The following is a 23,019-nucleotide window of genomic DNA, read 5'->3' as shown; positions in this document are numbered from 1 at the left end:
GAGTAGTACGGCTCTGAACGAAACACGGCACAGCGTAGGTGCCGACGCCGAGAGGTTGTTGGTCGAGTGAGGCGAAGCAAGACGAGCTCCGCAGAGCAGCAGGAACGGGGCAACTTCACCCCGCCGCCGTCGCGCACCGCGGCGTCGCCTGTGGATGCGGCGGGAGCTTCCGGCACTTCCCCGGCCGTCGGCGGTTTCAGCGGCGGTTCCGGCGGCGGTTCCAGCCGCCTGTCCCCACGCAACTGGCGGGTGCCCACCCGGCTGAACGCGATCCTGCTGATACCCGTGCTCGTCGGCCTGATGATGGGCGGCTTCCAGGTCAAGCAGTCGATCGACACCTGGAGCGAGGCGCAGGACGCGGAGAAGACGGCGCTGATCGTTCGCGCCGCCTCCGAGTACGGCCAGGCCCTCCTCAACGAGCGTGACCTGACCGCACAGCCCCTGCTGCTGGCCACCAGCGAGGACGCCCGCCAGGTGTCGGTCGTCACCGAGGCGTACGAGACCACCGACGCGGCCGCGGTCAAGTTCGACGAGGCCGTCGAGAACATGCCCGACGGGCAGGGTCTCGAGCGCCGTCTCCAGCTGTTCCGGCAGGAGGAGCCGAAGCTCGACGATCTGCGCAAGGCGGCCTACACCAAGGCCCTCGACCCGGTGCAGACCGAAGAAGGCTACGTCAAGATCCAGCACGTGCTGATGGAGTTCGCCAACGAGCTCGGCCTCGGCACCGGCAACGTCACCAGCTACGGCCGTACCGTCTACGCGGTCCAGCTCGCCAAGGCCGCCGCGTCGCTGCAGCGCTCGATCGGTATGCACCTGCTGCTGCGGCCGAGCAAGGACGAGAACGTCCTCGAGAAGCAGACGATCGCCTTCAACTCGTACAACTACCTCGAGCAGATCGCGATCGGCGAGTACGTCTCCGGCGGTACGGAGGCCGACACCGCGCGGCTCAAGGAAATCATGACGGCCAAGGCCACCGAGGGCGGCAAGCGCCTGGCGGCCGCCGGCCTCGACCCGCCGAAGGGCCCCGACGGCTCGGTCTTCACCGGCATGGCGACCGCGATCGGCTCCGGCACCAGCCCGGACAAGCTGAAGACGCAGGACGTCACGCCCGAGACGTGGATGGGCGCCGCCACCGCCAAGTTCGACGGCTACACGGAGATCGAGAACGACCTCGTGGACCGGGCCGTGGCCGAGGCCGCCGAGATCTCCGACGACGCCCGCACCGACGCCATCACCACCGGCCTCATCGTCGTCATCGCCCTGCTCGCCGCCTTCATCCTGGCCGGCCTCATGGCCCGCCAGATGAGCCGCTCGATGCGCCAGCTGCGCACCGCCGCCTTCGGGATCGCCGAGCAGCGCCTGCCGATGCTCGTCGACCAGCTGTCCCGCACCGAGCCGGGCCGGGTCGACACCCGTGTGCAGCCGATCCCGATCAACACCCAGGACGAGATCGGCGAGGTCGCCCGCGCCTTCGACCAGGTGCACCGCGAGGCCGTCCGGCTCGCCGCCGAGCAGGCCATGCTCCGGGGCAACGTCAACGCGATCTTCACCAACCTGTCCCAGCGCAACCAGTCACTGATCGAGGGCCAGCTGACCCTGATCACCGACCTGGAGAACAACGAGGCCGACCCGGACCAGCTGGAGAACCTCTTCAAGCTGGACCACCTGGCGACCCGTATGCGCCGCAACGGCGAGAACCTCCTCATCCTCGCCGGCGAGGAGCCCGGCCGCCGCTGGAACCAGCCGGTGCCGCTGGTGGACGTGCTGCGCGCCGCCTCCTCCGAGGTGGAGTCCTACGAGCGCATCGAGCTCACCGGCGTCCCGGAGACCGAGATCCACGGCCAGGCCGTGACCGACCTCGTGCACCTGCTCGCCGAGCTGCTGGAGAACGCCACCACGTTCTCCTCGCCGCAGACCAAGGTCCGCGTCACCGCGACCCGGCTGCCCGACGGCCGTGTGATGGTCGAGATCCACGACAAGGGCATCGGCCTCACCGCCGAGGACTTCGCGGACATCAACCACAAGCTGGCCAACCCGCCGACCGTGGACGCCGCCGTCTCCCAGCGCATGGGCCTGTTCGTGGTCGGCCGCCTGGCCGACCGGCACGGCATCCGTGTCCAGCTGCGCCCCTCCGGCGAGCAGGCCGGCACCACCTCGCTGGTCATGCTCCCCGACGCCATCACCCACGGTGGCGGTGGCGAGGCGCTGCCGGAGGACGACTTCACGGTCTCGCAGATCATCCCGGAGCAGCAGTCGTACGAGTCCGCCCCGCTGCGGACCGCGGCGGAGCTCGGTTTCGACGACTCCCGCTACGAGCAGCCCTCCGAGGACTCCTCGGCCCAGCTCGACCCCGTGGGCCGCTCCCTGATGCGCGAGGAGCGCCGCGCGGCCCTGGAGGCCCAGGCACAGGGCGGCGAGCGGCCGCTGTACCGCGACGAGATGCCGTACGAGCAGCGCCAGGAGCCTCAGCAGGAGCACGGCTCCGAGTACGGCCAGGAGTACGCCCAGGGCTACGCGCAGAACCAGCAGCCGTCGTACGAGCAGAACCAGCAGTCCGGGTACGACCAGTACCAGGGCGGCTACGAGGACGCGTACCGGCCGGCAGCCGGCGGCTACCCGGAGCACGGCGGGCGCCAGGATTCGCACCAGGCATATGCGGAAGCCACATACCAGGAACCGCAGAGCGCCGAGCCGCAGTACGACGGCCAGTACAACACCCAGTCCCAGCAGGCGCAGTGGGCCGGTCAGGGCGGCTACGAGGACGCGCAGCAGCCGGATTACCGGGCCGAAGCGGAATCTTCAGCCGGCGTTCCCACGAACGGTCAGGACCGCGTAGGCTTCGACCGTCCGGGACCGTCTCCGAGCAGCAGCCACGAGCTGACGGATGCCGGCCTCCCCCGGCGCGGCGGCAGCCAGACGCCGCCGGCCCAGCAGTCGCAGTCGCAGTCGCCGTGGCCGCAGGGGTCCGAGCAGCCTCCCTCCACGGGGCAGAACGGGCAGACCGCGGAAGCGGACGGCAGCGACGCGGGCGGCTTCGGCGGCGAGGCGGGCTCCGACTCCTGGCGTTCGGCCAACGACGAGCGCTGGCAGCGGGCGGAGAAGCTTCGGGACCCGAAGGCGGGCGGGGTCACCTCGTCCGGTCTTCCCCGGCGGGTGCCCAAGGCCAACCTGATCGAGGGCACGGCCGAGCAGACCCCGCAGGGCGGCCCACAGGTCTCCCGTGCCCCTGAGGACGTGCGCGGCAGGTTGAGCAACCTGCGGCGCGGTGTCCAGCAGGGACGCAGCGCGGGAACGGACACGAACGGACCGGGCCACGGCCCGGGCAGTACCTACAACCAGGAGCGTTAGTGTGAGCCCGATGAGCCAGGCGGCGCAGAATCTGAACTGGTTGATCACCAACTTCGTGGACAACACCCCCGGGGTGTCCCACACGGTGGTGGTCTCCGCCGACGGACTCCTGCTGGCGATGTCCGAAGGTTTCCCGCGCGACCGCGCCGATCAGCTGGCGGCCGTGGCCTCCGGCCTGACTTCGCTGACCGCGGGAGCATCCCGGATCTTCGAAGGCGGCGCCGTCAACCAGACGGTCGTGGAGATGGAGCGCGGCTTCCTCTTCATCATGTCCATCTCCGACGGCTCCTCGCTGGCCGTCCTCGCCCACCCCGAGGCGGACATCGGCCTCGTCGGCTACGAGATGGCACTCCTGGTCGACCGTGCGGGCAGCGTCCTCACCCCAGACCTGCGTGCGGAGCTCCAGGGAAGCCTGCTCAACTGAGCGTTCGTGCTTCTTGATCAGTAGACAGACAGTGCGTTTCACGCCACCGCACCGTTAAGGTGCGGTGGCGCGGGCTCCACAGGGACAGGGACCGGCGACAGGCAGTCGGAGGAGGAATCGTGGCAACACCCCCAGGCGGGCGCCCTTACGAGGGTGGTCATCAGCCGCACGGTGAGCACACAGACAACCGCTTCAACTTTCCTCCTGCGCCGGGCAGAGAGGGCGCCCAGTCGCCCTATCAGCAGCCGCAGTCGCCCTACCAGCCGTCCTACGACCCTGCGTACGGTCAGCACCAGCCGGGTACGCCCACGGGGCCGCAGGGCCCCGGAGGAGCACCCAGGGACCAGCCGACGTCGCCGCGGCGGGCACAGGGGCCCTCCAACGCGTCGGGCGGCGGGTCCGGCAGGCACAACCCGCTGGTCCGTCCGTACGCCATGACCGGCGGCCGGACCCGGCCGCGATACCAGCTCGCCATCGAGGCGCTGGTCAGCACCACGGCCGATCCGTCCCGGCTGCAGGGGCAGTTGCCCGAGCACCAGCGGATCTGCCGGCTGTGCTTCGAGATCAAGTCGGTCGCCGAGATCTCGGCCCTCCTCTCCATCCCCCTCGGCGTTGCCCGGATCCTCGTCGCCGACCTGGCGGAGGCCGGACTTGTCGCCATCCATCAGCCCGGCGGCGACGAGTCCGCCGGCGGCCAGCCAGACGTGACACTGCTCGAAAGGGTGCTCAGTGGACTTCGCAAGCTCTAGCGGCGGTGCTGCCCGCTCAACCACCAGCGCGAAGATCGTGGTGGCGGGCGGCTTCGGCGTGGGCAAGACCACGTTCGTCGGCGCCGTCTCGGAGATCAACCCGCTGCGTACCGAAGCCGTCATGACCTCCGCGTCCGCGGGCATCGACGACCTCACCCACACCGGCGACAAGACGACGACGACCGTCGCCATGGACTTCGGCCGCATCACCCTCGACCAGGACCTGATCCTGTACCTGTTCGGCACCCCCGGACAGGACCGCTTCTGGTTCATGTGGGACGACCTCGTCCGCGGCGCCATCGGCGCCGTCGTCCTCGTCGACACCCGCCGCCTCGCCGACTGCTTCCCCGCCGTCGACTACTTCGAGAACTCCGGACTGCCCTTCGTCATCGCCCTCAACGGCTTCGACGGACACCAGCCCTACAACCCCGAAGAAGTCCGCGAAGCACTCCAGATCGGCCCCGACACCCCCATCATCACCACCGACGCCCGCCACCGCGCCGACGCCAAGAGCGCCCTCATCACCCTCGTCGAGCACGCACTGATGGCGCGTCTGCGGTAACCGTCCCTGCGGTCACCGGCGGCCCGCGCTCGCGCGCCGAACGCCTGTGACGAAGGCCCCGTGCTCCTGCCTGTGGAGTACGGGGCCTTCGTCGTGGGCGGGGCCGGCCGGGTCCGGCGCGAGCTGATGACCGCAACGAGAGGGGCCCTCTGGATCATGGCGGAGCTGCGGGCACGGACGGGACAGCGCCCGGAGGCGGAGCGACTTCGCAAGTACGGCGTCGAACCGGACGGCAGCGCCGCCGGCCCTTGGGAGGTGGAAGCAGGGGCGGCCGCCCTCGTGATGGCAGAGCGGCCGGTGCGGCATGCGTCAGGCCCCGCACACGGTCGTGTGCGGGGCCTGACGGGTCGGGGGATCAGCCCTGCCAGCTGTGGGAGGGGCGGAAGCCGCTCTGGCGTTCCAGGCGGCGCCAGCCGGCCGTGGTGCGGCCGCGGTGGGCCGGGGTCTCGTCGGGCCGGCCGGCCGCGCGGGCCAGCAGGACCGCGGTGATGGCGGCCAGCTCCTCGGGGTCGGCGTGACCCTTCTCGACGCGCAGGAGTGAGGACGGATCGCTGGGAGTGCTCATGATGTGGGGCTCCAGTCCGGTCGCAGGATCACTGCGGGGGGTTGCCGTGCTTGCGGGACGGCAGGTCGGCGTGCTTGGTACGCAGCATCGCGAGGGAGCGGATGAGCACCTCGCGGGTCTCGGCCGGGTCGATGACGTCGTCGACGAGGCCGCGCTCCGCCGCGTAGTACGGGTGCATGAGTTCGGCCTTGTACTCCTTGACCATGCGCTTGCGCATCGCCTCGGGGTCCTCGGCGTCGGCGATCTGCCGGCGGAAGATGACGTTCGCCGCGCCCTCCGCGCCCATGACCGCGATCTCGTTCGTCGGCCAGGCGTAGGTGAGGTCCGCGCCGATGGACTGGGAGTCCATGACGATGTAGGCACCGCCGTACGCCTTCCGCAGGATGAGCGAGATGCGGGGGACGGTGGCGTTGCAGTACGCGTAGAGCAGTTTGGCGCCGTGGCGGATGATGCCGCCGTGCTCCTGGTCGACGCCGGGCAGGAAGCCGGGTACGTCGAGCAGGGTGAGGATCGGGATGTTGAAGGCGTCGCACATCTGAACGAAGCGGGCGGCCTTCTCGGAGGCCTCGATGTCCAGCACACCCGCGAGGGACTGGGGCTGGTTGGCGACGATGCCCACGACCTGTCCGTCCAGCCGGGCCAGTGCGCAGATGATGTTGCGGGCCCAGCGTTCGTGGACCTCCAGGTACTCGCCGTCGTCGACGAGCTCCTCGATCACCTTGGCCATGTCGTAGGGCCGGTTGCCGTCGGCGGGGACCAGGTCGAGGAGTACGTCCGAACGGCGCTCGGCCGGGTCGTCGCACGAGGCAGTGGGCGGGTTCTCCCGGTTGTTCGAGGGGAGCATCGACAGGAGGTAGCGGACCTCGGCGATGCAGGTCTCCTCGTCGTCGTAGGCGAAGTGCGCCACGCCCGAGGTCTCGGCGTGCACGTCCGCACCGCCCAGGCCGTTCTGCGTGATCTCCTCGCCCGTGACCGCCTTGACCACGTCCGGACCGGTGATGAACATCTGCGAGGTGTCACGGACCATGAACACGAAGTCCGTCAGGGCCGGGCTGTAGGCCGCACCGCCCGCGCACGGACCCAGCATCACACTGATCTGCGGGATGACCCCGGAGGCCCTGGTGTTGCGCTGGAAGATCCCGCCGTAACCGGCCAGCGCCGACACACCCTCCTGGATACGCGCGCCCGCACCGTCGTTCAGCGACACCAGCGGCGCACCCGCCGCGATCGCCATGTCCATGATCTTATGGATCTTCGTGGCATGGGCCTCGCCCAGCGCACCGCCGAAGATCCGGAAATCATGCGCGTACACGAAGACCGTCCGGCCCTCGACCGTCCCCCAGCCCGTCACCACACCATCGGTGTACGGCTTCTTCGCCTCCAGGCCGAAACCCGTCGCCCGATGCCGGCGCAACTGCTCCACCTCACGGAACGAACCCTCGTCCACCAGCAACGCGATCCGCTCCCGAGCCGTCAGCTTGCCCTTCGCATGCTGCGCCTCGGTCGCCTTCTCGCTCGGTCCGCCCAGCGCCTGCTCACGGATCTCGTGCAGCTCGGCCACCCGGCCGCGTGCGTCGCTCGGCTCGCTGGTGGTCTCGTCCAAAACGGTCATGCATCGACCCTACGGATCCGACCAAGGAAACCCCGCCGTTGACTCCGTACAGTCTCGCGCCCGTTCTCCTGTCGGACTTGGACAGAACCATTGGGCCCAGAGCGCCAACCACCAGCTCAGCGCGGTGGCCCTTTGTTGAGGTCCGACAAGCTCTCCGGCCGAGAGTCACGTCACAGCCACGCCGGGCGCTGTGCGCTGCTCGGGTTAATCCGGGTGGGCGGCCCACCGTACCGGGCCGCCCACCCGGGGTCGTCAGCCGCCGCAGTGGAAGCGTGCGGCGCCCCAGTCGGCGTGATCGTTGCCGTTGCCGTCCCCGCCGTCGGTGACGACCAGCTCGACGTAGTCGGCGCCGGTGACGTCGGCGGTCAGCGACCAGGCCGGGTCGGCGGCGCGCAGCACCGGGGAGGCGGCCTTCTGCGTGCCGTCGGCACGGACCTCGAAACGCACGCTGCCGCGCGAGGTCTGCACGTCGTCCACACCCACCTGAGCGGTGAAGGACGTGCACTTCCCGCCCAGGTAGTAGCGGATCTTCGCGGGGGCGTGGCTGCCGAGGCCCTTCTCGTACGCCATTCCCCCGATCCGCAGCGGGGTGCCGTCACCGGCGCCGGTCTCGCCGTTGGACAGATCGCGTTCGACCGGGCCCCAGCCGTTCTCGGCGGACGTCCAGTCCAGATCGCTGGCCCAGGCGTCGGCGGCAGGTGGCGGCGGGAGGGTGCGGACCGAGATGGCGGCGGTGAGCCCGCGCGCCGAGCCGCCCACCGTGTAGTCGGCCGCGGCGCCGATGGAGTACGTGCGGTACTCGGCGTCGGCCGGAGGCGTCACCTGCCAGGTTCGGGTGACCTTGGCGCCGGGCGGGACCGTCTCGAACGACACCGGTCCGGCCGGCTCCGCGGTCCAGCCCTCGGGGAGCCTGAGGCCGAGGCGGACGTCGCCCGCCGCGGTGGTCTCGTCGTTGGTGAAGACGGCCTTGATCTCGTTCCTGTCGCCGGGTTCGAGGGTCTGTGGGGCGCTGACCGCCAGGGTGCCGCACGCGGTCTGCTGCGCCGCGGGGCCGAGGTCGGTGACCGTGAAGGCGTCCATGACGAAGTCGGCGCCGTCCGGAGCGTCCCCGCGCTTGCGCAGTCCGGTCCAGGTGTCGCCGCAGCCCGCGGTCACGGTCTCGGAGAAGCGGCCGGTGGTCCTCTGCTGTCCGACCGGGGTGCGCCGGGTCTCGACCGAGCCGCCGGTGGCCCGGTCGTAGCCGGTCACCCACTCGTAGGCGCCGGCGTGGCTGGACTGGTAGTCGTACTCGACCCGGTAGCTGCGGCCGTCCTTCATCGGTACGGTCCAGGGCGCCGTGCGGTACACGAGGCCGGTGTTCTCGTCGTGGGCCTTGAGGGACTCCTTCCCGCTGAGCACGTCGTCGATCAGCTTCCCGTTCCAGCCGGACTGGGTGTAGGGGGCGTGCAGTTGGCTCACATGGGTGCGGGGGTCGGTCACCCCGCCGGCGTCACCCTTCAGGAACGGGCCCCAGCCCTGGTCGACGGCCTCGAAGTCCTCGTGCACGAGCGTTCCCGGCCGGGTGGCGGGCGCGCCTGCGACGACGCGCACATCGTCGATCCGTACCCGGGCGTCGCTGCCGGGCGCGGACTCGATCCGCAGTGTCGCGGTGTCGTCCGGTGCGGTGAAGGCGACCTTGGCCCGCTGGAAATAGGTGCTGTGCCAGTCGGAGGCGGCGACCTGGTTCCTCGCCGTGGAGCGTTCGACGGTCACTGACTCACCGCCGGCGGACAGCGTGGTGCGGCGGGACTTCCCGGGTTCGATCTCTATCCACGCGGACGCGGAGTACCGCTTCCCCGCCTCCAGTCCCGTGATCCGCTGGGTGAGGGACGCGGCGCCGGGACCGCCGAGCGCTGCGCTGTTGCGGCCCCGGCCGTCGGTGTCGCGGCGGGCCGTGCCCTCCTTCGTCCAGCCGGCGAGGGCGGCGTCGTTGAAGCCGGGGTCGGCGACCGGGCCGCCCTCGCCCCAGCGGGCGTCGCGCTGCTCGGGCGCACGCTGCGGGTAGAGCACGTACGGCTGTCCGGCGGTCGCGGTGAGCGTGATCCGGCCGCCCTCCGGGCGGACGGTGCCGGTCTTCACCCGGCCGTTGTCGGTGAGCTCGTACACGGTGTACGAGCCGGGACCGTCCACGGCCCAACTGGTCGTGCCGCCCGCCTTGTTGTAGTGGTACCGCTTCTTGCCGCCGTCCCACGGGAGCAGGTAGCGGTCGCCGTCGAGGACCTTGCGGCCGTCGTCGTAGAAGGTGCGGCGGCCGTCCTCGACGGTGCCGCGCAGACCGCCCGTGAAGCGGATGTCGTTGCCGTCCCAGCGGGTGATCCGCTCGTGCTGGAGGTACTTGGCGGGCAGGTCGCGCTGCCAGATGTTGTCGTAGAAGGCGTTCCAGTCGGTCTCGCCGGTCCAGCCCTCGAAGTCCTCGAGGGCGGTCTGGCCGAGGACCGGGTGGTTGTTCCAGATGTCCTTCTCGCCGTTGCGGATGAAGCGGATGATCTGCGAGTTGAGGCCCTTGTTGGTGGCGCCGCCGTAGTCGAGGTCGTTGGCCCAGTGGGACCAGAGCGAGGCCCGCTCGAACTTGTCGGCCCATTCGGTGCCGACGTGCCAGCCCTGGTCCTGGACCGCCTGGACCGTCTTGTCGGCGATCCAGCCGTGGGTGTAGTAGACGTCGATGTAGAGGAAGTTCAGATTCGGGTGGGTCTCGTCTCGGAGCTGCTGGAAGCGGCGGGCGAGGTCACCGCTGTTGATGTCGCGGCGCTGGTCGATGTAGTAGCTCTGGTTGAGCCAGTTCCAGCCCGGCTTGTTCTTGTCGACGAGCTGCTCGTCGAAGGCGTTCGCCTCCGGGTAGGACTCGGTGGCGTTGACGTGCACGCCGAAGGTCGCGCCCCACTTCTCGCCGTCCTCGAGCAGCTTGTTGAGGTCGGCGAGCCCGCCGGCGCGCTTGTTGTAGTTGCCGCCGTAGTCGGGGTGGGCCGAGTCGTGGCCCTCGGAGCCGTAGCCCTTGAGGACGGCGAGCTGGCCGAGCCCGTCGGTGGCGAGCGAGATGCGCTTGACGTCGTCGAGGGTGCGCAGGAAGGGGTGGGTGGCCTGGCTGGCGAAGTTGAACGGGATGTGGGTGACGACCCGGTCCGGGGTGTCCTCGCTGCCGGGCGCGGTGACGCCGATGGTGCGGAAGGCGACCGCGCCGTCCTGCCAGTCGACCTTTTTGTCACCGTTGGCGTCGGGGGTGACGACGACCTTCGCCCACGGCAGGTTCCCGCCGCTCTCCGGCCTCGGAGCGCCGTCGCCGCGGTAGGTCCACTGGCCGGACCAGACGCCGACGCGCGTGGAACCGTCGGCTCCCTTGCGGGCCCGGTGCCAGAAGCGGGCGTCGTCGCCGCCGGTCGGGCCGCTGGGCCGGTCGTAGGAGGAGTTGGACTCGACGGCGGCGGCGAGGGAGGCGGTGCTGACGATGGCGTACGAGGCGCCGACGGGGCCGGCGTCGGCGGGGGTGGCGTCGGTGACGTCCGCGAACACGTCGGCGGTCCGCGTCGAGTCCGGGTCCAGCCGGGTGAACGCGGTGGCCGCGCCCCGGTCCGTGCTTCCGACGGACACCAGGTCGTGGCCGGGTATGTCGATGGTGCCGACCCGGAAGGCCTCGGTGTCACGCACGGCGGTGATCCTGAAGGTCACGGCACGGCCGGAGACGGTCAGCGCGGCGTCCATCGCCACGCCGGGCAGCTCGGGGAAGACGAGCGTGTAGTGCGCGGCGGACGACTCTATGCGGGGCGCGGCCGCGAGGCGGACCTCGTACGCCTTGCCGTTGAGGGTCACCGCGGTGACCGGGACCGTACTGCCGAGCAGCGAGGCTCCGGACGCGCGGTCGGTGTACGACAGGACGCGGGGGAAGTCGTCGGCGACGGCCACCGTGAGCCTGCCGGAGCTGAGGACGGGCCCGGCGCCGGAGGCGGACACGGCGCCGGGCCCGTCGTCCGGTGGGGCCGCAGACGCGGGCCCGGCCAGGGCGAGGACGGCACAGGGGGCGGCGGCCAGCGCGCAGGCCGCTCGGAATCTACGAGGCATGGGGACTGGGTAGCCCTCGGCTCTCCGGAGCGTCAACGAAGACGGCGGCTGGGGTGCCCGGCAGTCCAACAACCGCCGTCCGTAAGTCCAAGTGGCCTCTAATCGTGACGACTTGTGAATACACCCCCACACTGAGAGCGCTCTCAGTCATAACTATTGACGCCTGCCGGACCCGTCGCAAGAGTGGAAGTCCCCCACGACTCCCCCCCACAGCAGCAGGAGTTCACCCCGTGATATCCCGTCGTATGTTCCTGACCGGCGCCGCCGCGACCGCGACCGCGCTCAGCTACCCCGCGTGGGGAAGCGCTCTCAGCCCCGGCGCCGGAGCCGCGCCCGCCACCTGTGAACTGGCACTGGAGAACAAGTCACTGCCGGGCACCGTCCACGCCTATGTCACCGGCCACGAGGACGGCTCCGGGGACTGGGTGCTGCTGCGTGCCGACGGCAGCGTCCACAAGCCCGCCAACCCCTCGGCGCCGCAGACCCCGCTGGGCGTCGACTGCGCCATCCCCCTCAAGGGCGCGGGCGAGGGGCCCGTGGTCCTCACGCTGCCGCGGATGTTCGGAGCACGGGTGTACTTCGTGCGCGACGGCAGGCTGGACTTCTTCGTCAACCCCGGCCCGTCGCTGGTCGAACCGGCCTTCGCCACGCCCGCCGACCCCAACTACGGCCGCACCTGGTCGTTCTGCGAATTCACCTTCAACGCGCAGCAGCTGTACGCCAACATCAGCTACGTCGACCTCGTCACCGCACTGCCCATCGGGCTCACCCTGACCGGCGACGCGACCCATGCCGTCGCCCCGCTGCCGGCCGGGGCCATGGAGAGGATCGCGGACGACCTCACCGCCCAGGCGGCGAAGGACGGGCAGCCCTGGGACAAGCTGATCGTGCGCGGCGGCGACGGCCGGGTGCTGCGGGTGACCTCCCCGCAGACCGTCATGGCGCCGTACTTCGACCGCCCGGCCGAGATGCCGTTCCGGGACGCCTTCGACGGCTACATCGACCGGGTCTGGGAGAAGTACCGCTCCGAGGACCTGCGGGTGGACCTCCAGGGCGGGCGGGGCGTGATCGCCGGGCGGGTCAGCGGCGATGTCCTCACCTTCGCGGGCGGCCACACCTTCACCAAGCCGTCGTCGCGGGACGTCTTCACCTGCAACCACGGGCCGTTCTCCAACAACCCGGGCGACCCGGACGACAAGAAGGCGCTGCTGGCGCGGATCTCGGCCGCCTTCAACCGGACGACTCTGCTGACCCACCCCGACCAACCGAACGGCGCGACGGCGGCCGACTACTACCGCGACCCGTCGACCAACCACTGGGCACGCGCCGTCCACGCCGCCGCGCCCATCGGCTACGCCTTCCCCTACGACGACGTCCGCCCGGACGGGCAGCCGGACGTCTCGGGTGCGGCGCACGACGGAAATCCGAAGCGGTTCACGGTGAGCGTCGGGTCCTGATCCCGCGTATTCCACAGCAGCCCGTGCGGGCGTCCGGTCCGGGGGGCCGGACGCCCGCACGTCTTTGTGTGACGAGCGCCATACCTCGACAGATGTTGAATCTTCAACGGAATGCCTCTACAGTCGAAATCGTTGAAGCTTGAACAACAGCGCGGGGACTCCCCCGGCGCCCGTCCCCCAAGGAGCAGTCATGGGCCTCTTCAACCGCAAGGACGACACCACCACCACCGCCGTCGCCACCGTGGACCCCGCGCTCGCGGCGCTGACCGGCGAGTACGCGATCGACCCGGCGCACAGCAGCATCGGCTTCACCGTCCGGCACGCCATGGTCACCAACGTCCGCGGCAGCTTCGGCGAGCACGAGGGCACCCTGCGTCTCGACGGCACGGACCCGTCCCGCTCCTCCGCCTCCATCGATGTCGCCATCGCGTCCGTCGACACGGGCATCGCGGACCGTGACGGCCACCTGCGCAGCGGCGACTTCTTCGATGCGGAGAACTTCCCGAAGATGACGTTCCGCTCCACCGCCGCCGAGCAGCTCGGCGGCGACCGCTACCGGATCACCGGCGACCTGACGATCAAGGACGTCACGCGTCCGCTCAGCATCGACCTGCAGTTCCAGGGCGCGGCCACCGACGTCTACGGCAACGAGCGCGTCGGCTTCGAGGGCGGCGCCCAGATCCTGCGCTCCGACTGGGGCCTGACCTGGAACGCGGCGCTGGAGGCCGGTGGCGTGATGGTCAGCGACAAGGTCAAGCTGACCTTCGACATCTCCGCGATCAAGGCCGCGGCCCCGGCCGCCTGACCGGAGGCCGCCCGACCGGAGACCGTCCGGCCCGAGGCCGGCCCGACCGCACGCACCGCCACGGCGGGGCCGGGACTCGCCCGGCCCCGCCGGCGTGCGTCGTGCCAGGGCGGGGCCGGGGCGCCGGGTCAGAGTCCGCCGGTGTAGAGCAGACGGTTGGGCGAGCCGGGGCTGATGCCGGTCACCAACCCCTTGGTCGACTTGTCGATGATCCAGCCCGCCACCTCGGTCGCGTTCGCCGTCGGGTGTTCCGACTTGTAGAGGGCGGCGACGCCTGTCACGTGCGGCGAGGCCATCGAGGTGCCGTTCAGCGAGACGCTGCCGCCGCCGAGCCTCGCGGACACGATCGAGGCGCCCGGGGCGTAGAGCCCCAGGCAGGCGCCGTGGTTGGAGAAGTCCGTCTCCTGGTCGGAGGAGTTCGTCGCGCCGACGGTGAGCACGCGCTCCGCGGACGCGGGAGAGACGTTGCAGGCGTTCTGCGCCTCGTTGCCGGCCGCGACGACCGGCAGGACGCCGCTGTCGGCGAGCGCGTCGGCCGCGTTGTTCACGGCGATGGACCTGCCGCCGCCGAGGGAGGCGTTGAGCACGGCCGGCTGCACGGCGTTGGCCGCCACCCAGTCCATCCCGGCGATGACCTCCGACGCGGTGCCCCCGCCCTCGCAGTCCAGCACGCGGACACTCACCAGAGACGCCTCGGTGGCCACACCGTACGTCCTGCCTCCTACGGTGCCCGCGACATGGGTGCCGTGTCCCTGGCAGTCCTGCCCCCTGCGCCCGTCCCCTACGGCGTCGTAGCCGAAGGTGGCCCGGCCGCCGAACTCGCTGTGCGCGTAGTCGATGCCGGTGTCGAGGATGTACGCGTTGACCCCCTGGCCGCTGCCGCCCGCGGTGAAGCCGTCGTCGAGCGGCAGTCTCCGCTGGTCGATCCGGTCGAGGCCCCAGGAGGCGGCCGGGGCGAGCGACGACGGGGCGCCGGCGACCGCCTTGACGGTCGCGTCCTCCTCGACGGCCACGACACCGGGCAGCAGCCGGACCTGCCGCAACTGCTCGGCGCTCAGGTCGGCGGCGAACCCGCGCAGCGCGGAGCTGTAGGTGAAGAGCGCCTTGACACCGACCTCGCCCGTCATCGCGGCGGAGTCGGCAGTGTCCGAGAGTGTCACGATGTAGCGCCCCGGAACGGCGTTCGCCGACCGGTGCAGCGGAGCGAGTTCGGGAGCGGGTGCGGCGGACTGGGCCGTGGCGGACAGGGGTCCGGCCGCCGCCAGCAGGGTGGTGACGGCGACGGCGGCGACGGCTTCGAGCCTGGTTCGGTTGTGCATACGACCGACCCAAGCACGGAGCGTAACGAATCCCTACCGCCCGTAACGGTGTCCCGTCGCTTCCCCACACGGTTGCCGTACACGCGTCCCGGCCGCGCGGCTAGAAACCGCCTCCGCCGTCGAAGCCACCGCCACCGAAGCCACCGCCCCAGTCGCCGCCACCGCCGCCGCCGAAGTCGGAGGCGTCGAAGTCGCCGCCCGAGAAGTCGCCGCCGCCGTATTCACCGCCGCCGAACTCGCCGGCGCCGTATTCGGCTGCGTAGGCGGGGGTGGCGAGCATGTGGCCGAGCATCGTGCCCATCAGCAGACCGGGCAGGATGCCACCGCCGAAGTAACCACCGGCCCAGGGGCCGTACGCCGGACCCGCCTCCCAGTAAGGGCGGCGGCCGTAGCCGGTCTCCACGGTGCGGGCCATCGGGTCCTGGCCCTCCTCGATCCGGGCCGCGTCCGCCGCGCACACGGGGACGTCACGGACGGTGCCGCCGGCCGGCGCCCAGGAGATGTCCTTGACCGAGAGGCCGTGGCGCGGGTCGAAGAAGCAGGGCGCGCGGCGCTCCGGGACGGGCCGGCCCTCACGGCGGGCGGCCAGGACGGCGAGCGAGAACCGGCCGTCGTCCAGCGCTTCGGTGACACCTCGGACATCGCCCGGGTGCTGTGCGGCGCCCATCCGGGACTTCGCGGTGTCGTACGAGTCGAGCGCCCGTTCGTAGTCGGCGCGCATGGCGTCGTCCGCGCCCTTCTCGGAGGGGTGGAAGTCCAGCCGGTCGAGTTCCTCGCCGAAGGCGGTGATGTCCTCGTCGACGACGACGCGGAGCCGTTCGAGGGCCGCGCGCTCCTCCTCCGCCTTCCGGCGGCGCTTGGTGCGGACGACCGCGTAGGCGCCGGCACCGCCGGCGGCCACGACGCCCCCGAGGACGATCAGGGAGGCCACGTCGACGTCGTCTTCACCGGAGCCGGCATCCCAGGAGGCCGGTGCGCTGCCCCTGACCTGGGTGAGAGCCTGGTCGACAAAGTTCTCGAGCTGGGTCGGGGCGTCGACCGGTCCGCCGCCCTTCACCGCGCTGGTCAGGTTGTCGACCGCTCGGTTGGACATCACGACGGAGTCGGCCCCGGCGTCGAAACCGTCACCGAGCCGCACGCCGTACAGACCGGTGATACCGGTCTCGGTGCGCAGATTGCGCAGCAGGTCGTCGGGCGGGAACTCCGAGGTCTCCGGCAGCACCGCCACGAAGACGGGCTTGTCCGCTTCCTCGATCCGGTTCGCCAGGGCGTCCGCCTCGGACTGCGGCAGCTGATCGGCCATGGCCGGGTGGACATAGACCGGGCCCTGCTTCAGGGCGTCGGCGGCATCCGACAGTCCCGAAGCCTTGACCGCGGCGCCGGACGCCGGGGTCAAGATCAGGAGCACCAACAGGGTCAGCCCCGCGAGGGCCGACACAAGAGTGAACGGCCGTTTCCTCATACCACCGAAGTTACCCCAATCGGGTTAAGCGGGGTATATGAGCCGCCACCCGGAGACGCGGTTCGGCGGCGGCATCCGCCCTGCCGGATGCCGCCGCCGAGCGTGTGATCAGCCCGCTCGGTGGGCGGCGGTCAGCTTGGCGACCGCGTCCGAGGGCCTGCCGGTGAGCAGCAGGTGGTCCGCCTCGGCGAAGGGCTTCGCCGAGGCCTGGGCGATGTCCTGGCCGATCTTCTGCTGGACGATCAGCCGTGCCGTGCCGACCACCTTTTCGGCCTGCTCGGAACGGCCCTGACCGGTCGCCTGGAGGATCTTCGCCGCGAGGGCGAGCGCCTTGAGGGTCCGTTCACCGCCGCCGGGGATGTGCTGCAGCGTGGTCAGGCCCCAGCCGTAGGGGAACTGCGGGTCGTACTCGGCGTCGCCGACATTGACCGGCAGCTGTGCCTCGGACTTCGGCCAGGTCACCGGGAGCCGGCCGGTGAAGGGACGCTTGCCGTAGAGGACGTCCGCGACGCCGTCGCCCTCGGTGCCCGGCAGCCACGACGCGACGAGCGCGTCGATTCCGGCGAGCCGGTCGCCGAGCAGCTGCGGCCGGCCGGAGACGACCAGGACGGCGCACTCCATCACCGCGCACACCGTGTCGACGGCTGCCTTGTCCGCGGCGGTCAGCTCCAGGTCGTGGCCGTTGCCGACATCGCCCAAACCCTCGGCGTACGGGGTCTCGCCGACGACCACCACGCCGACGTCGTAGCCGTCGGTGGCGGCGGAGGCGTCCTTCGAGTAGTCGATCGTGGCGTCGGGCGCGGCCTTCCTCATGCCTTCGAGGATCGTGGTGCCGGTGGTGATCGCGCCGGAGGAGCCCTGCCAGCTGATGGTCCAGCCGCCGGCCTGGTTGCCGAGGTCGTCGGCGTTGGACCCGGCGACGTACACCTTCTGCGACTTCTTCAGCGGCAGCACGGCGCCGTCGTTCTTCAGCAGCACCTGGGACTTGGCAACGGCCTCGCGGGCCACCGCCCGGTGCTCGGCGGAGCCGATCTCGTCGAGGTGGGTGGTGTCGGCGTAGGGCTGCTCGAAGAGGCCCAGCTTGAACTTCTGGGTCAGGATGCGGGAGACCGCGTCGTCGATCCGCGCCTCGCTGATGCGCCCGGCCCGGGCCTCGTCCTGCAGCGTCCTGGTGAACTCCTGATAGTTCGTCGGGACCATGATCATGTCGAGACCGGCGTTGACGGAGGTGCGCACGTCGCTCGGGTAGTCGCCGGGGATCTGGTCGATGGCCTGCCAGTCGCTGACGACGAAGCCGTCGAAGCCCATGCGGTCCTTGAGGACACCGTTGATCATCTCGGCGTGGGCGTGCATCTTCACCGGGCCCGCGCCGTCACCGATGATGTCGAGCGACGAATAGGAGGGCATGACGGTGCCGGTGCCGCGCTTGACGGCCTCCGCGAACGGCGCGAGATGCACGGCCTCCAGCTCCTCGCGGGTGACCCTGGTGACGCCCTGGTCGATCGTGTACGACCCGGTCGTCGACGAGCCGAACTCCGTGCCGCCGTCGCCGACGAAGTGCTTGGCGCTGGTCAGCACCTTGTCGTTGCGGTCCAGGTCCTTGCCGTTGCGGGCGCCCTGCATGCCCTGGATCACCGTCTCCATGGCGGCCACCAGGGCCGGGTCCTCGCCGAACGCCTCGTAGGAGCGGCCCCAGCGCTCGTCGCGGGTCACGCACAGGCAGGGCGCGAAGTCCCACGGAATGCCGGTGGCCCGCACCTCCTTGGCGGTGACCCGGCCGGTCCGCCGGGCGAGCTCCGGGTCGCGTCCGGCGCCGATGCCGATGTTGTGCGGCATGATCGTCGAGCCGATGACGTTGTTGTGGCCGTGGACGGCGTCCACGCCGTAGATCAGCGGGATCTGGAACCGGGTGGCCTGCGCCCGCAGTTGGTAGGCGTCGACCATCTTCGCCCACGCCTCTGGCGCGTTCGGGGCGGGCACGGAGCCGCCGCCGGACAGCAGGGAGCCGAGGTCGTAGGAGGCGATGTCGCCCTGCGACCTGAGCGCGTTGCGCTCGGCCTGCGTCATCTGGCCGGCCTTCTCGGCGAGGGTCATCCGGGAGAGCAGGTCGGCGACGCGCTTCTTCACCGGCAGCCTGGGGTTCTGGTACGGCAGGCCGTGGGCGTTCACGACGACCTGCGGCGTCTCCGCGGGTGCCTTGGCGCCGGTGACGGTCAGGGTGAGCGGGATCGTCTCGGCGGACTCGGCGGCCCGGTCCTTCTTCGTGGCGACAGAGACCGTGCGGGAGGTGCCGGAGGCGGTACCGGCCGGGAAGGTGACGGAGCCGGTGACCGGTTCGTAGTCCTCGCCGGGTTCGGCGCTGCCGCCGTCCGTCGCGTAGCCGACGGTGACGGGCTCGTCGATGGGGCCGGATCCGGTGGTGGCGACGGCGATCTCCACCTGCGCGGTGCCGCCCTCGTCGACCGGGTGGACGGCGGCGCCGGTGACGACCTTGGCCTTGAGCGCGGGGTCGGCCCTGCCGTACAGCTCCATGCCGTCCATGGCGAAGGTGCCGGGGGCGCCGGTCGGCAGGGTGAGCGCCCAGCCCCACATCTCGTTCAGGCCGAGGATCTGGTCGATGCCGCCGACCGGCTGGTAGTCGGCGCGGTAGACGAAGTCGGAGAACGGGATCTCGACGAGGTGCCAGCCCTCCCAGTCGTCGGTGAAGGACGTCGTCCACAGCTCGGACGCGCCGCCGGACGTGCCGCCGTCCTTGATCTCGAAGTTGACGCGCCTGCCCGAACCGGGCGGCAGCGGCGCGGTGTTCTGGCCGTACCACCAGAAGCGGATGCCCTTGTGGGCGGTCCAGTCCCTGGGTGGCTCGTCGACGGCGAACTCGTGGCTGAGGCCGCCCCAGCCGCTGATGTCGTAGCTGCCTTCGAGGGCCTTGCCGCCCTCGGGGGCATCCTCCCGTTCCTGGATCCGCAGGGTGGGCGGGTCGTCGGCGTCGCTGCCCCAGGTGAAGATGCCGTCCGCCGGCGGGTCGGCGAAGGGCACCTCTCCCTCGAACCGGTCGACGGGGACGGGCGCGGGCTCGTCGGCGGCGGCCGCGCTCGGCAGCGCTCCGGCGAGCAGTGACCCGAGTACGGCGGTGGCTGCGACCAGCGCCGTACCGGCCCGACGCGGTCCGGGCCGTGGTCTCGGCCGGCGGGTTCCTGGCATGTGCGGCTCCTTCTGTACGGGACGGTCCCGCCGGGGCGGGGTGGACGTGCGGCCGTCGACGGCCGTGGCACCGGGGCCGCCTGAGCCCCGGGGCTGGTGCGGGTGGTGCGCTCGATCCGGCGCCTGTGCCCACGGCACTGGGGCGCGGCTCTGCCGGCGGTCCGGGAACCGGATCGGTCCGTCGGCACTCACCGGTCCTCGCGACAGTGGTCCACGGGGCACCGGGGTCCACGGGGCACCGGCTCCTCGCGACACCGGCCGCGGGACACCCGTCCCCGGGACGCTCGGCCGGGCGGGGTCAGCCGCCCGGCGCGGAGCCGCGGACGACGAGTTCGGTGGGCAGCACGACCGGCTCGTCCCCGATCGGCTCCCCCGCGAGCCGGGCGAGCAGCAGCCCCGCCGCCGTCTCGCCCATCTGCCGCATCGGCTGGCGCACCGTGGTCAGCGGGGGTGCGGTGTGCCGGGCCATGGGAATGTCGTCGAAGCCGACGACGGCGATGTCCTCCGGGACGCGGCGGCCCGCGTCGCGCAGGGCCCGCAGCGCACCTGCCGCGATGAGGTCGTTGTGCGCGAAGACGGAGTCGAAGGACATGCCGGCCGCCAGCGCCTGCTCGACGGCGTGCCGGCCGGACGCCTCCGTGAACTCGCCCTCGACGACGAGGCCGGTGGGCAGGACACCCGTGAATCCCTCGGTCCGCTCCCGTACGCACCCGAAGGCGGCCGGTCCGGTGACGAGGAGGGGCCGGGTGCGTCCGGCGGTGAGCAGATGACGGGCGGCCGACGCCCCGCCCGCCCGGTTGGTGGTGGCGACGGACGGGAACTCGGGGTGGTGCCCGCGGTCGTCGATGAGGACCACGGGCAGTCCGCGCCGGTGCATCGCCGTGATCGTGTCGAGGGTGTTCTCCGGTTCGATGACCAGCAAGCCGTCGAACGCCCGGGCGGAGACCTGACCGGTGAAGTGGTCCACGGACTCGGCGCCCCGGTTGCAGGTGAACAGCAGCAGCCCGTATCCGGCCGCCTCGACGGTGTCCACCACCCCCTGGAGCACCTCACCCATCCACGGCCAGGTGAGCGGCGGTGTCAGCATCGCGACCGTACGGCTGCGTCCACGGGCCAGGCCGACCGCGCCGGAGCTGGGCACATAGCCGAGGGTGTCGATCACTTCGCGAACACGCGCCGCCGTACCGGCGTCGACATCCGCCTTGGTGTTCAGCACCCGGGAGACGGTGGTCTTGCTGACCCCCGCCTCACGTGCGACGTCGGCGATGGTGACACGCATCGAAGGGCCTCCGCGTCGAGCTCTGGTACCGGTACCGGAACCGCTGCCGGAACCGGTTCCGGCGATGTGCGGTGAGTCAACCGCCGGGCCACGCCGCCGTCAATACTTCACGTCGAAATCGACGGAATCCCAAGTCTCCACGCAGCGCGGGGAGTTGTGCGTTCAGGATATGAATGCGCGAGGTCTTGACGGGTGCCCCCGGCGGGAGTTCACTCACGCCCCGTCCCCCACACCTCAGTCGAGAGGGCCGCCCCATGGCACCACGACCGATGAGAACCGTCCGCATCCTGCTGGCCGGCGCGCTCGCCGCGGCCGGGCTCACCGGCCTGACCGCCGGTACCGCTCAGGCGGCCGGCGAGCAAATCGGCATCTGGCTCACCACGACCGACGACAGCGGTGGCCGCCATGTCACCCGCGGACTCCAGCAGCAGACACCGATCAGCTTCCAGTCCGGGAACGGCAGTGGCGGCACCGTCATCGGCGTCGACGAGAACACCCGCTACCAGACCTTCAGCGGCGGGGGCGCGTCCTTCACCGACACCGCGGCCTGGCTGATGAAGGGCAGCGGCGCGTTGTCGCAGGCCACCCGGGACGAGACGATGCGCAAGCTCTTCTCCCCCACCGACGGCATCGGTCTGTCCTTCGTGCGCAATCCGATGGGCGGCTCGGACCTGGCGCGTTTCGGCTACACGTACAACGATCTGCCGGCCGGGCAGAGCGACCCCACCCTGTCGAAGTTCTCGATCGCGCACGATCTGCAGGACGTGCTTCCGCTGACCCGGCAGGCACGGCAGTTGAACCCCGACATGACGCTGGTCGCCTCACCGTGGACGGCCCCCGCGTGGATGAAGGACAGCGGGCAGCTGAACGGCGGCTGGCTGAAGGCCGAGAACTACGGCACGTACGCCGACTACTTCGTCAAGTACCTCCAGGCGTGGCGTGACCAGGGCGTCCCGGTCGACTACGTCACCGCGCAGAACGAGCCGACGTGCTGCTCCGGCTACCCGTCGATGAGCTGGAACGCCTCCGGGCTCGCGTACTTCACCAAGAACGAACTGCTGCCGAAGCTGGCGAACGCCGGTCTGCCTGCCAAGGTGCTGGCGCACGACTGGAACTGGGACACCTACGACGCGTACGCGGCGCAGACGGTGGACGACGCGGAGGTGCGCAGCCACCCGAACTTCGGGGGCGTCGCCTGGCACGGCTACGGCGGTGACGTCTCGAAGCAGACGGACGTCCACCACCGGTACCCGCAGCTGGACGCCTTCCAGACCGAGCACTCCGGCGGCACCTGGATCGCGAACCAGCAGCGCGAGGACATGATGAACATCATCGACTACACCCGTCACTGGGCGAAGTCGGTGACCAAGTGGTCCCTCGCGGTCGACCAGAACCGGGGCCCGCACAACGGCGGCTGCGGCACCTGCGACGGCCTGATCACCGTCCACAACGGCGACTCACGGCACGGCCAGGTCGACTACACGATCGAGTACTACACGATGGGCCACCTCACGAAGTTCGTGAAGCCCGGCGCGCACCGGATCGCGTCCACCGCGAGCTCCACGGTCCCGAACGTGGCCTGGCGCAACCCCGACGGCTCGAAGGCGCTCATCGCGTACAACGACTCGGCGAGCGCACGGACGATGACCGTCAACTGGGGCGGCGGGCACTACACGTACTCCCTGCCCGGCAGGACGTCGGCCACCTTCACCTGGTCGGGCACCCAGTCGGGCGGCTCTGAGCGGTCCGGCACGCTGGTGGGTACGGGCGGCAAGTGCCTGGACGTGGCGGGCGGTTCGTCCGCCGACGGTACGGCGGTCCAGTTGTGGGACTGCAACGGCTCGGCGGCCCAGCGCTGGACGCTGCGCTCCGACGGCTCGGTGCAGGCGCTCGGCAAGTGCCTGGATGTGACCTCGGGTTCGACGGCGGACGGCGCGAAGGTCCAGCTGTGGAGCTGCAACGGCTCGGGGGCACAGCAGTGGCGGTACGAGTCCGGCAGCGCGGACCTGGTGAACGTCCCGGCCGACAAGTGCCTGGACGCCTCCGGCCACACGTCGGCGAACGGCACCCGGGCCCAGATCTGGTCGTGCACGGGTGCCGCCAACCAGAAGTGGCACCTGACGGGATGACCTGCGCGGGGCGGT

The 23,019-nt window shown here is 70.9% G+C and carries 14 protein-coding genes; 7 read left to right on the top strand and 7 right to left on the bottom strand.

The annotated features are described in order from the left end of the window. Nucleotides 1–66 precede the first annotated feature (66 nt). The 4 genes from OGH68_RS26225 to OGH68_RS26210 all read left to right on the top strand — a co-directional run bounded on the left by OGH68_RS26225 (nt 67) and on the right by OGH68_RS26210 (nt 5,083). Complete coding sequence (locus tag OGH68_RS26225) at nt 67–3,348, top strand: nitrate- and nitrite sensing domain-containing protein (RefSeq protein ID WP_264247445.1); 3,282 nt, start codon at nt 67–69, stop codon at nt 3,346–3,348. Between the two features lie 10 nt (nt 3,349–3,358). Next, a complete protein-coding gene (locus tag OGH68_RS26220; RefSeq protein WP_005311461.1) occupies nt 3,359–3,772 on the top strand; it encodes a roadblock/LC7 domain-containing protein in 414 nt (137 codons plus the stop codon). Nucleotides 3,773–3,891: 119 nt separating this feature from the next. Beyond that, on the top strand, nt 3,892–4,521 hold the full coding sequence (locus tag OGH68_RS26215) for a DUF742 domain-containing protein (RefSeq protein WP_264247443.1): 630 nt from the start codon (nt 3,892–3,894) through the stop codon (nt 4,519–4,521). Beyond that, complete coding sequence (locus OGH68_RS26210; RefSeq protein WP_050791473.1) at nt 4,502–5,083, top strand: GTP-binding protein; 582 nt, start codon at nt 4,502–4,504, stop codon at nt 5,081–5,083. Before OGH68_RS26215 ends, OGH68_RS26210 begins: the two co-directional genes overlap by 20 nt. Nucleotides 5,084–5,438: 355 nt before the next feature. Here OGH68_RS26210 and OGH68_RS26205 read toward each other — a convergent pair whose 3' ends face one another. From OGH68_RS26205 to OGH68_RS26195, 3 genes are all read right to left on the bottom strand, one after another. Beyond that, entirely contained in the window at nt 5,439–5,648 is a 210-nt protein-coding gene (locus OGH68_RS26205; protein ID WP_264247441.1) for an acyl-CoA carboxylase subunit epsilon, read from the bottom strand. 28 nt (nt 5,649–5,676) lie between these two features. Beyond that, nucleotides 5,677–7,260: an acyl-CoA carboxylase subunit beta gene (locus OGH68_RS26200; RefSeq protein ID WP_264247440.1), complete on the bottom strand. Its 1,584-nt coding sequence runs from the start codon at nt 7,258–7,260 to the stop codon at nt 5,677–5,679. Nucleotides 7,261–7,512: 252 nt separating this feature from the next. Next, nucleotides 7,513–11,352, bottom strand: coding sequence for an endo-alpha-N-acetylgalactosaminidase family protein (locus OGH68_RS26195; RefSeq protein WP_264247438.1), 3,840 nt, complete (start codon nt 11,350–11,352; stop codon nt 7,513–7,515). A gap of 245 nt (nt 11,353–11,597) precedes the next feature. On the opposite strand from OGH68_RS26195, the gene OGH68_RS26190 reads away from it, so the two are divergent. Both OGH68_RS26190 and OGH68_RS26185 read left to right on the top strand, forming a co-directional pair. After that, nucleotides 11,598–12,809: a glycoside hydrolase family 64 protein gene (locus OGH68_RS26190; protein WP_264250304.1), complete on the top strand. Its 1,212-nt coding sequence runs from the start codon at nt 11,598–11,600 to the stop codon at nt 12,807–12,809. A gap of 190 nt (nt 12,810–12,999) precedes the next feature. Further along, nucleotides 13,000–13,614, top strand: a complete 615-nt coding sequence (locus OGH68_RS26185; protein ID WP_264247437.1) for a YceI family protein — start codon at nt 13,000–13,002, stop codon at nt 13,612–13,614. 128 nt (nt 13,615–13,742) lie between these two features. On the opposite strand, the gene OGH68_RS26180 is transcribed toward OGH68_RS26185, so the two are convergent. From OGH68_RS26180 to OGH68_RS26165, 4 genes are all read right to left on the bottom strand, one after another. Continuing rightward, complete coding sequence (locus OGH68_RS26180; RefSeq protein WP_264247436.1) at nt 13,743–14,933, bottom strand: S8 family peptidase; 1,191 nt, start codon at nt 14,931–14,933, stop codon at nt 13,743–13,745. Nucleotides 14,934–15,033: 100 nt separating this feature from the next. Beyond that, a complete protein-coding gene (locus OGH68_RS26175) occupies nt 15,034–16,395 on the bottom strand; it encodes a hypothetical protein (RefSeq protein ID WP_264247435.1) in 1,362 nt (453 codons plus the stop codon). Between the two features lie 108 nt (nt 16,396–16,503). After that, nucleotides 16,504–19,596, bottom strand: coding sequence for a glycoside hydrolase family 3 N-terminal domain-containing protein (locus tag OGH68_RS26170; protein ID WP_264247434.1), 3,093 nt, complete (start codon nt 19,594–19,596; stop codon nt 16,504–16,506). Nucleotides 19,597–19,894: 298 nt separating this feature from the next. Then, nucleotides 19,895–20,875, bottom strand: a complete 981-nt coding sequence (locus OGH68_RS26165) for a LacI family DNA-binding transcriptional regulator (RefSeq protein ID WP_264247433.1) — start codon at nt 20,873–20,875, stop codon at nt 19,895–19,897. A gap of 254 nt (nt 20,876–21,129) precedes the next feature. Here OGH68_RS26165 and OGH68_RS26160 point away from each other — a divergent pair, with 254 nt between their 5' ends. Next, the gene (locus OGH68_RS26160) at nt 21,130–23,004 is read left to right on the top strand and encodes an RICIN domain-containing protein (protein ID WP_264247432.1); all 1,875 of its coding nucleotides are present in this window, start codon (nt 21,130–21,132) and stop codon (nt 23,002–23,004) included. Nucleotides 23,005–23,019: the final 15 nt, after the last annotated feature.

This window comes from Streptomyces peucetius, assembly GCF_025854275.1.
GTDB classification, from domain to species: Bacteria; Actinomycetota; Actinomycetes; order Streptomycetales; family Streptomycetaceae; genus Streptomyces; species Streptomyces peucetius_A.
This window is presented reverse-complemented; position numbering and strand designations above follow the sequence as displayed.

What these genes read in the sequence shown, in the direction of transcription:
- OGH68_RS26205 (WP_264247441.1), bottom strand. Translation starts at nt 5,648, where the DNA reads ATGAGCACTCCCAGCGATCCGTCCTCACTCCTGCGCGTCGAGAAGGGT.
- OGH68_RS26190 (WP_264250304.1), top strand. Translation starts at nt 11,598, where the DNA reads ATGTTCCTGACCGGCGCCGCCGCGACCGCGACCGCGCTCAGCTACCCC.
- OGH68_RS26195 (WP_264247438.1), bottom strand. Translation starts at nt 11,352, where the DNA reads ATGCCTCGTAGATTCCGAGCGGCCTGCGCGCTGGCCGCCGCCCCCTGT.
- OGH68_RS26165 (WP_264247433.1), bottom strand. Translation starts at nt 20,875, where the DNA reads ATGCGTGTCACCATCGCCGACGTCGCACGTGAGGCGGGGGTCAGCAAG.
- OGH68_RS26160 (WP_264247432.1), top strand. Translation starts at nt 21,130, where the DNA reads ATGGCACCACGACCGATGAGAACCGTCCGCATCCTGCTGGCCGGCGCG.
- OGH68_RS26220 (WP_005311461.1), top strand. Translation starts at nt 3,359, where the DNA reads ATGAGCCAGGCGGCGCAGAATCTGAACTGGTTGATCACCAACTTCGTG.
- OGH68_RS26200 (WP_264247440.1), bottom strand. Translation starts at nt 7,260, where the DNA reads ATGACCGTTTTGGACGAGACCACCAGCGAGCCGAGCGACGCACGCGGC.
- OGH68_RS26180 (WP_264247436.1), bottom strand. Translation starts at nt 14,933, where the DNA reads ATGCACAACCGAACCAGGCTCGAAGCCGTCGCCGCCGTCGCCGTCACC.
- OGH68_RS26170 (WP_264247434.1), bottom strand. Translation starts at nt 19,596, where the DNA reads ATGCCAGGAACCCGCCGGCCGAGACCACGGCCCGGACCGCGTCGGGCC.
- OGH68_RS26185 (WP_264247437.1), top strand. Translation starts at nt 13,000, where the DNA reads ATGGGCCTCTTCAACCGCAAGGACGACACCACCACCACCGCCGTCGCC.
- OGH68_RS26175 (WP_264247435.1), bottom strand. Translation starts at nt 16,395, where the DNA reads ATGAGGAAACGGCCGTTCACTCTTGTGTCGGCCCTCGCGGGGCTGACC.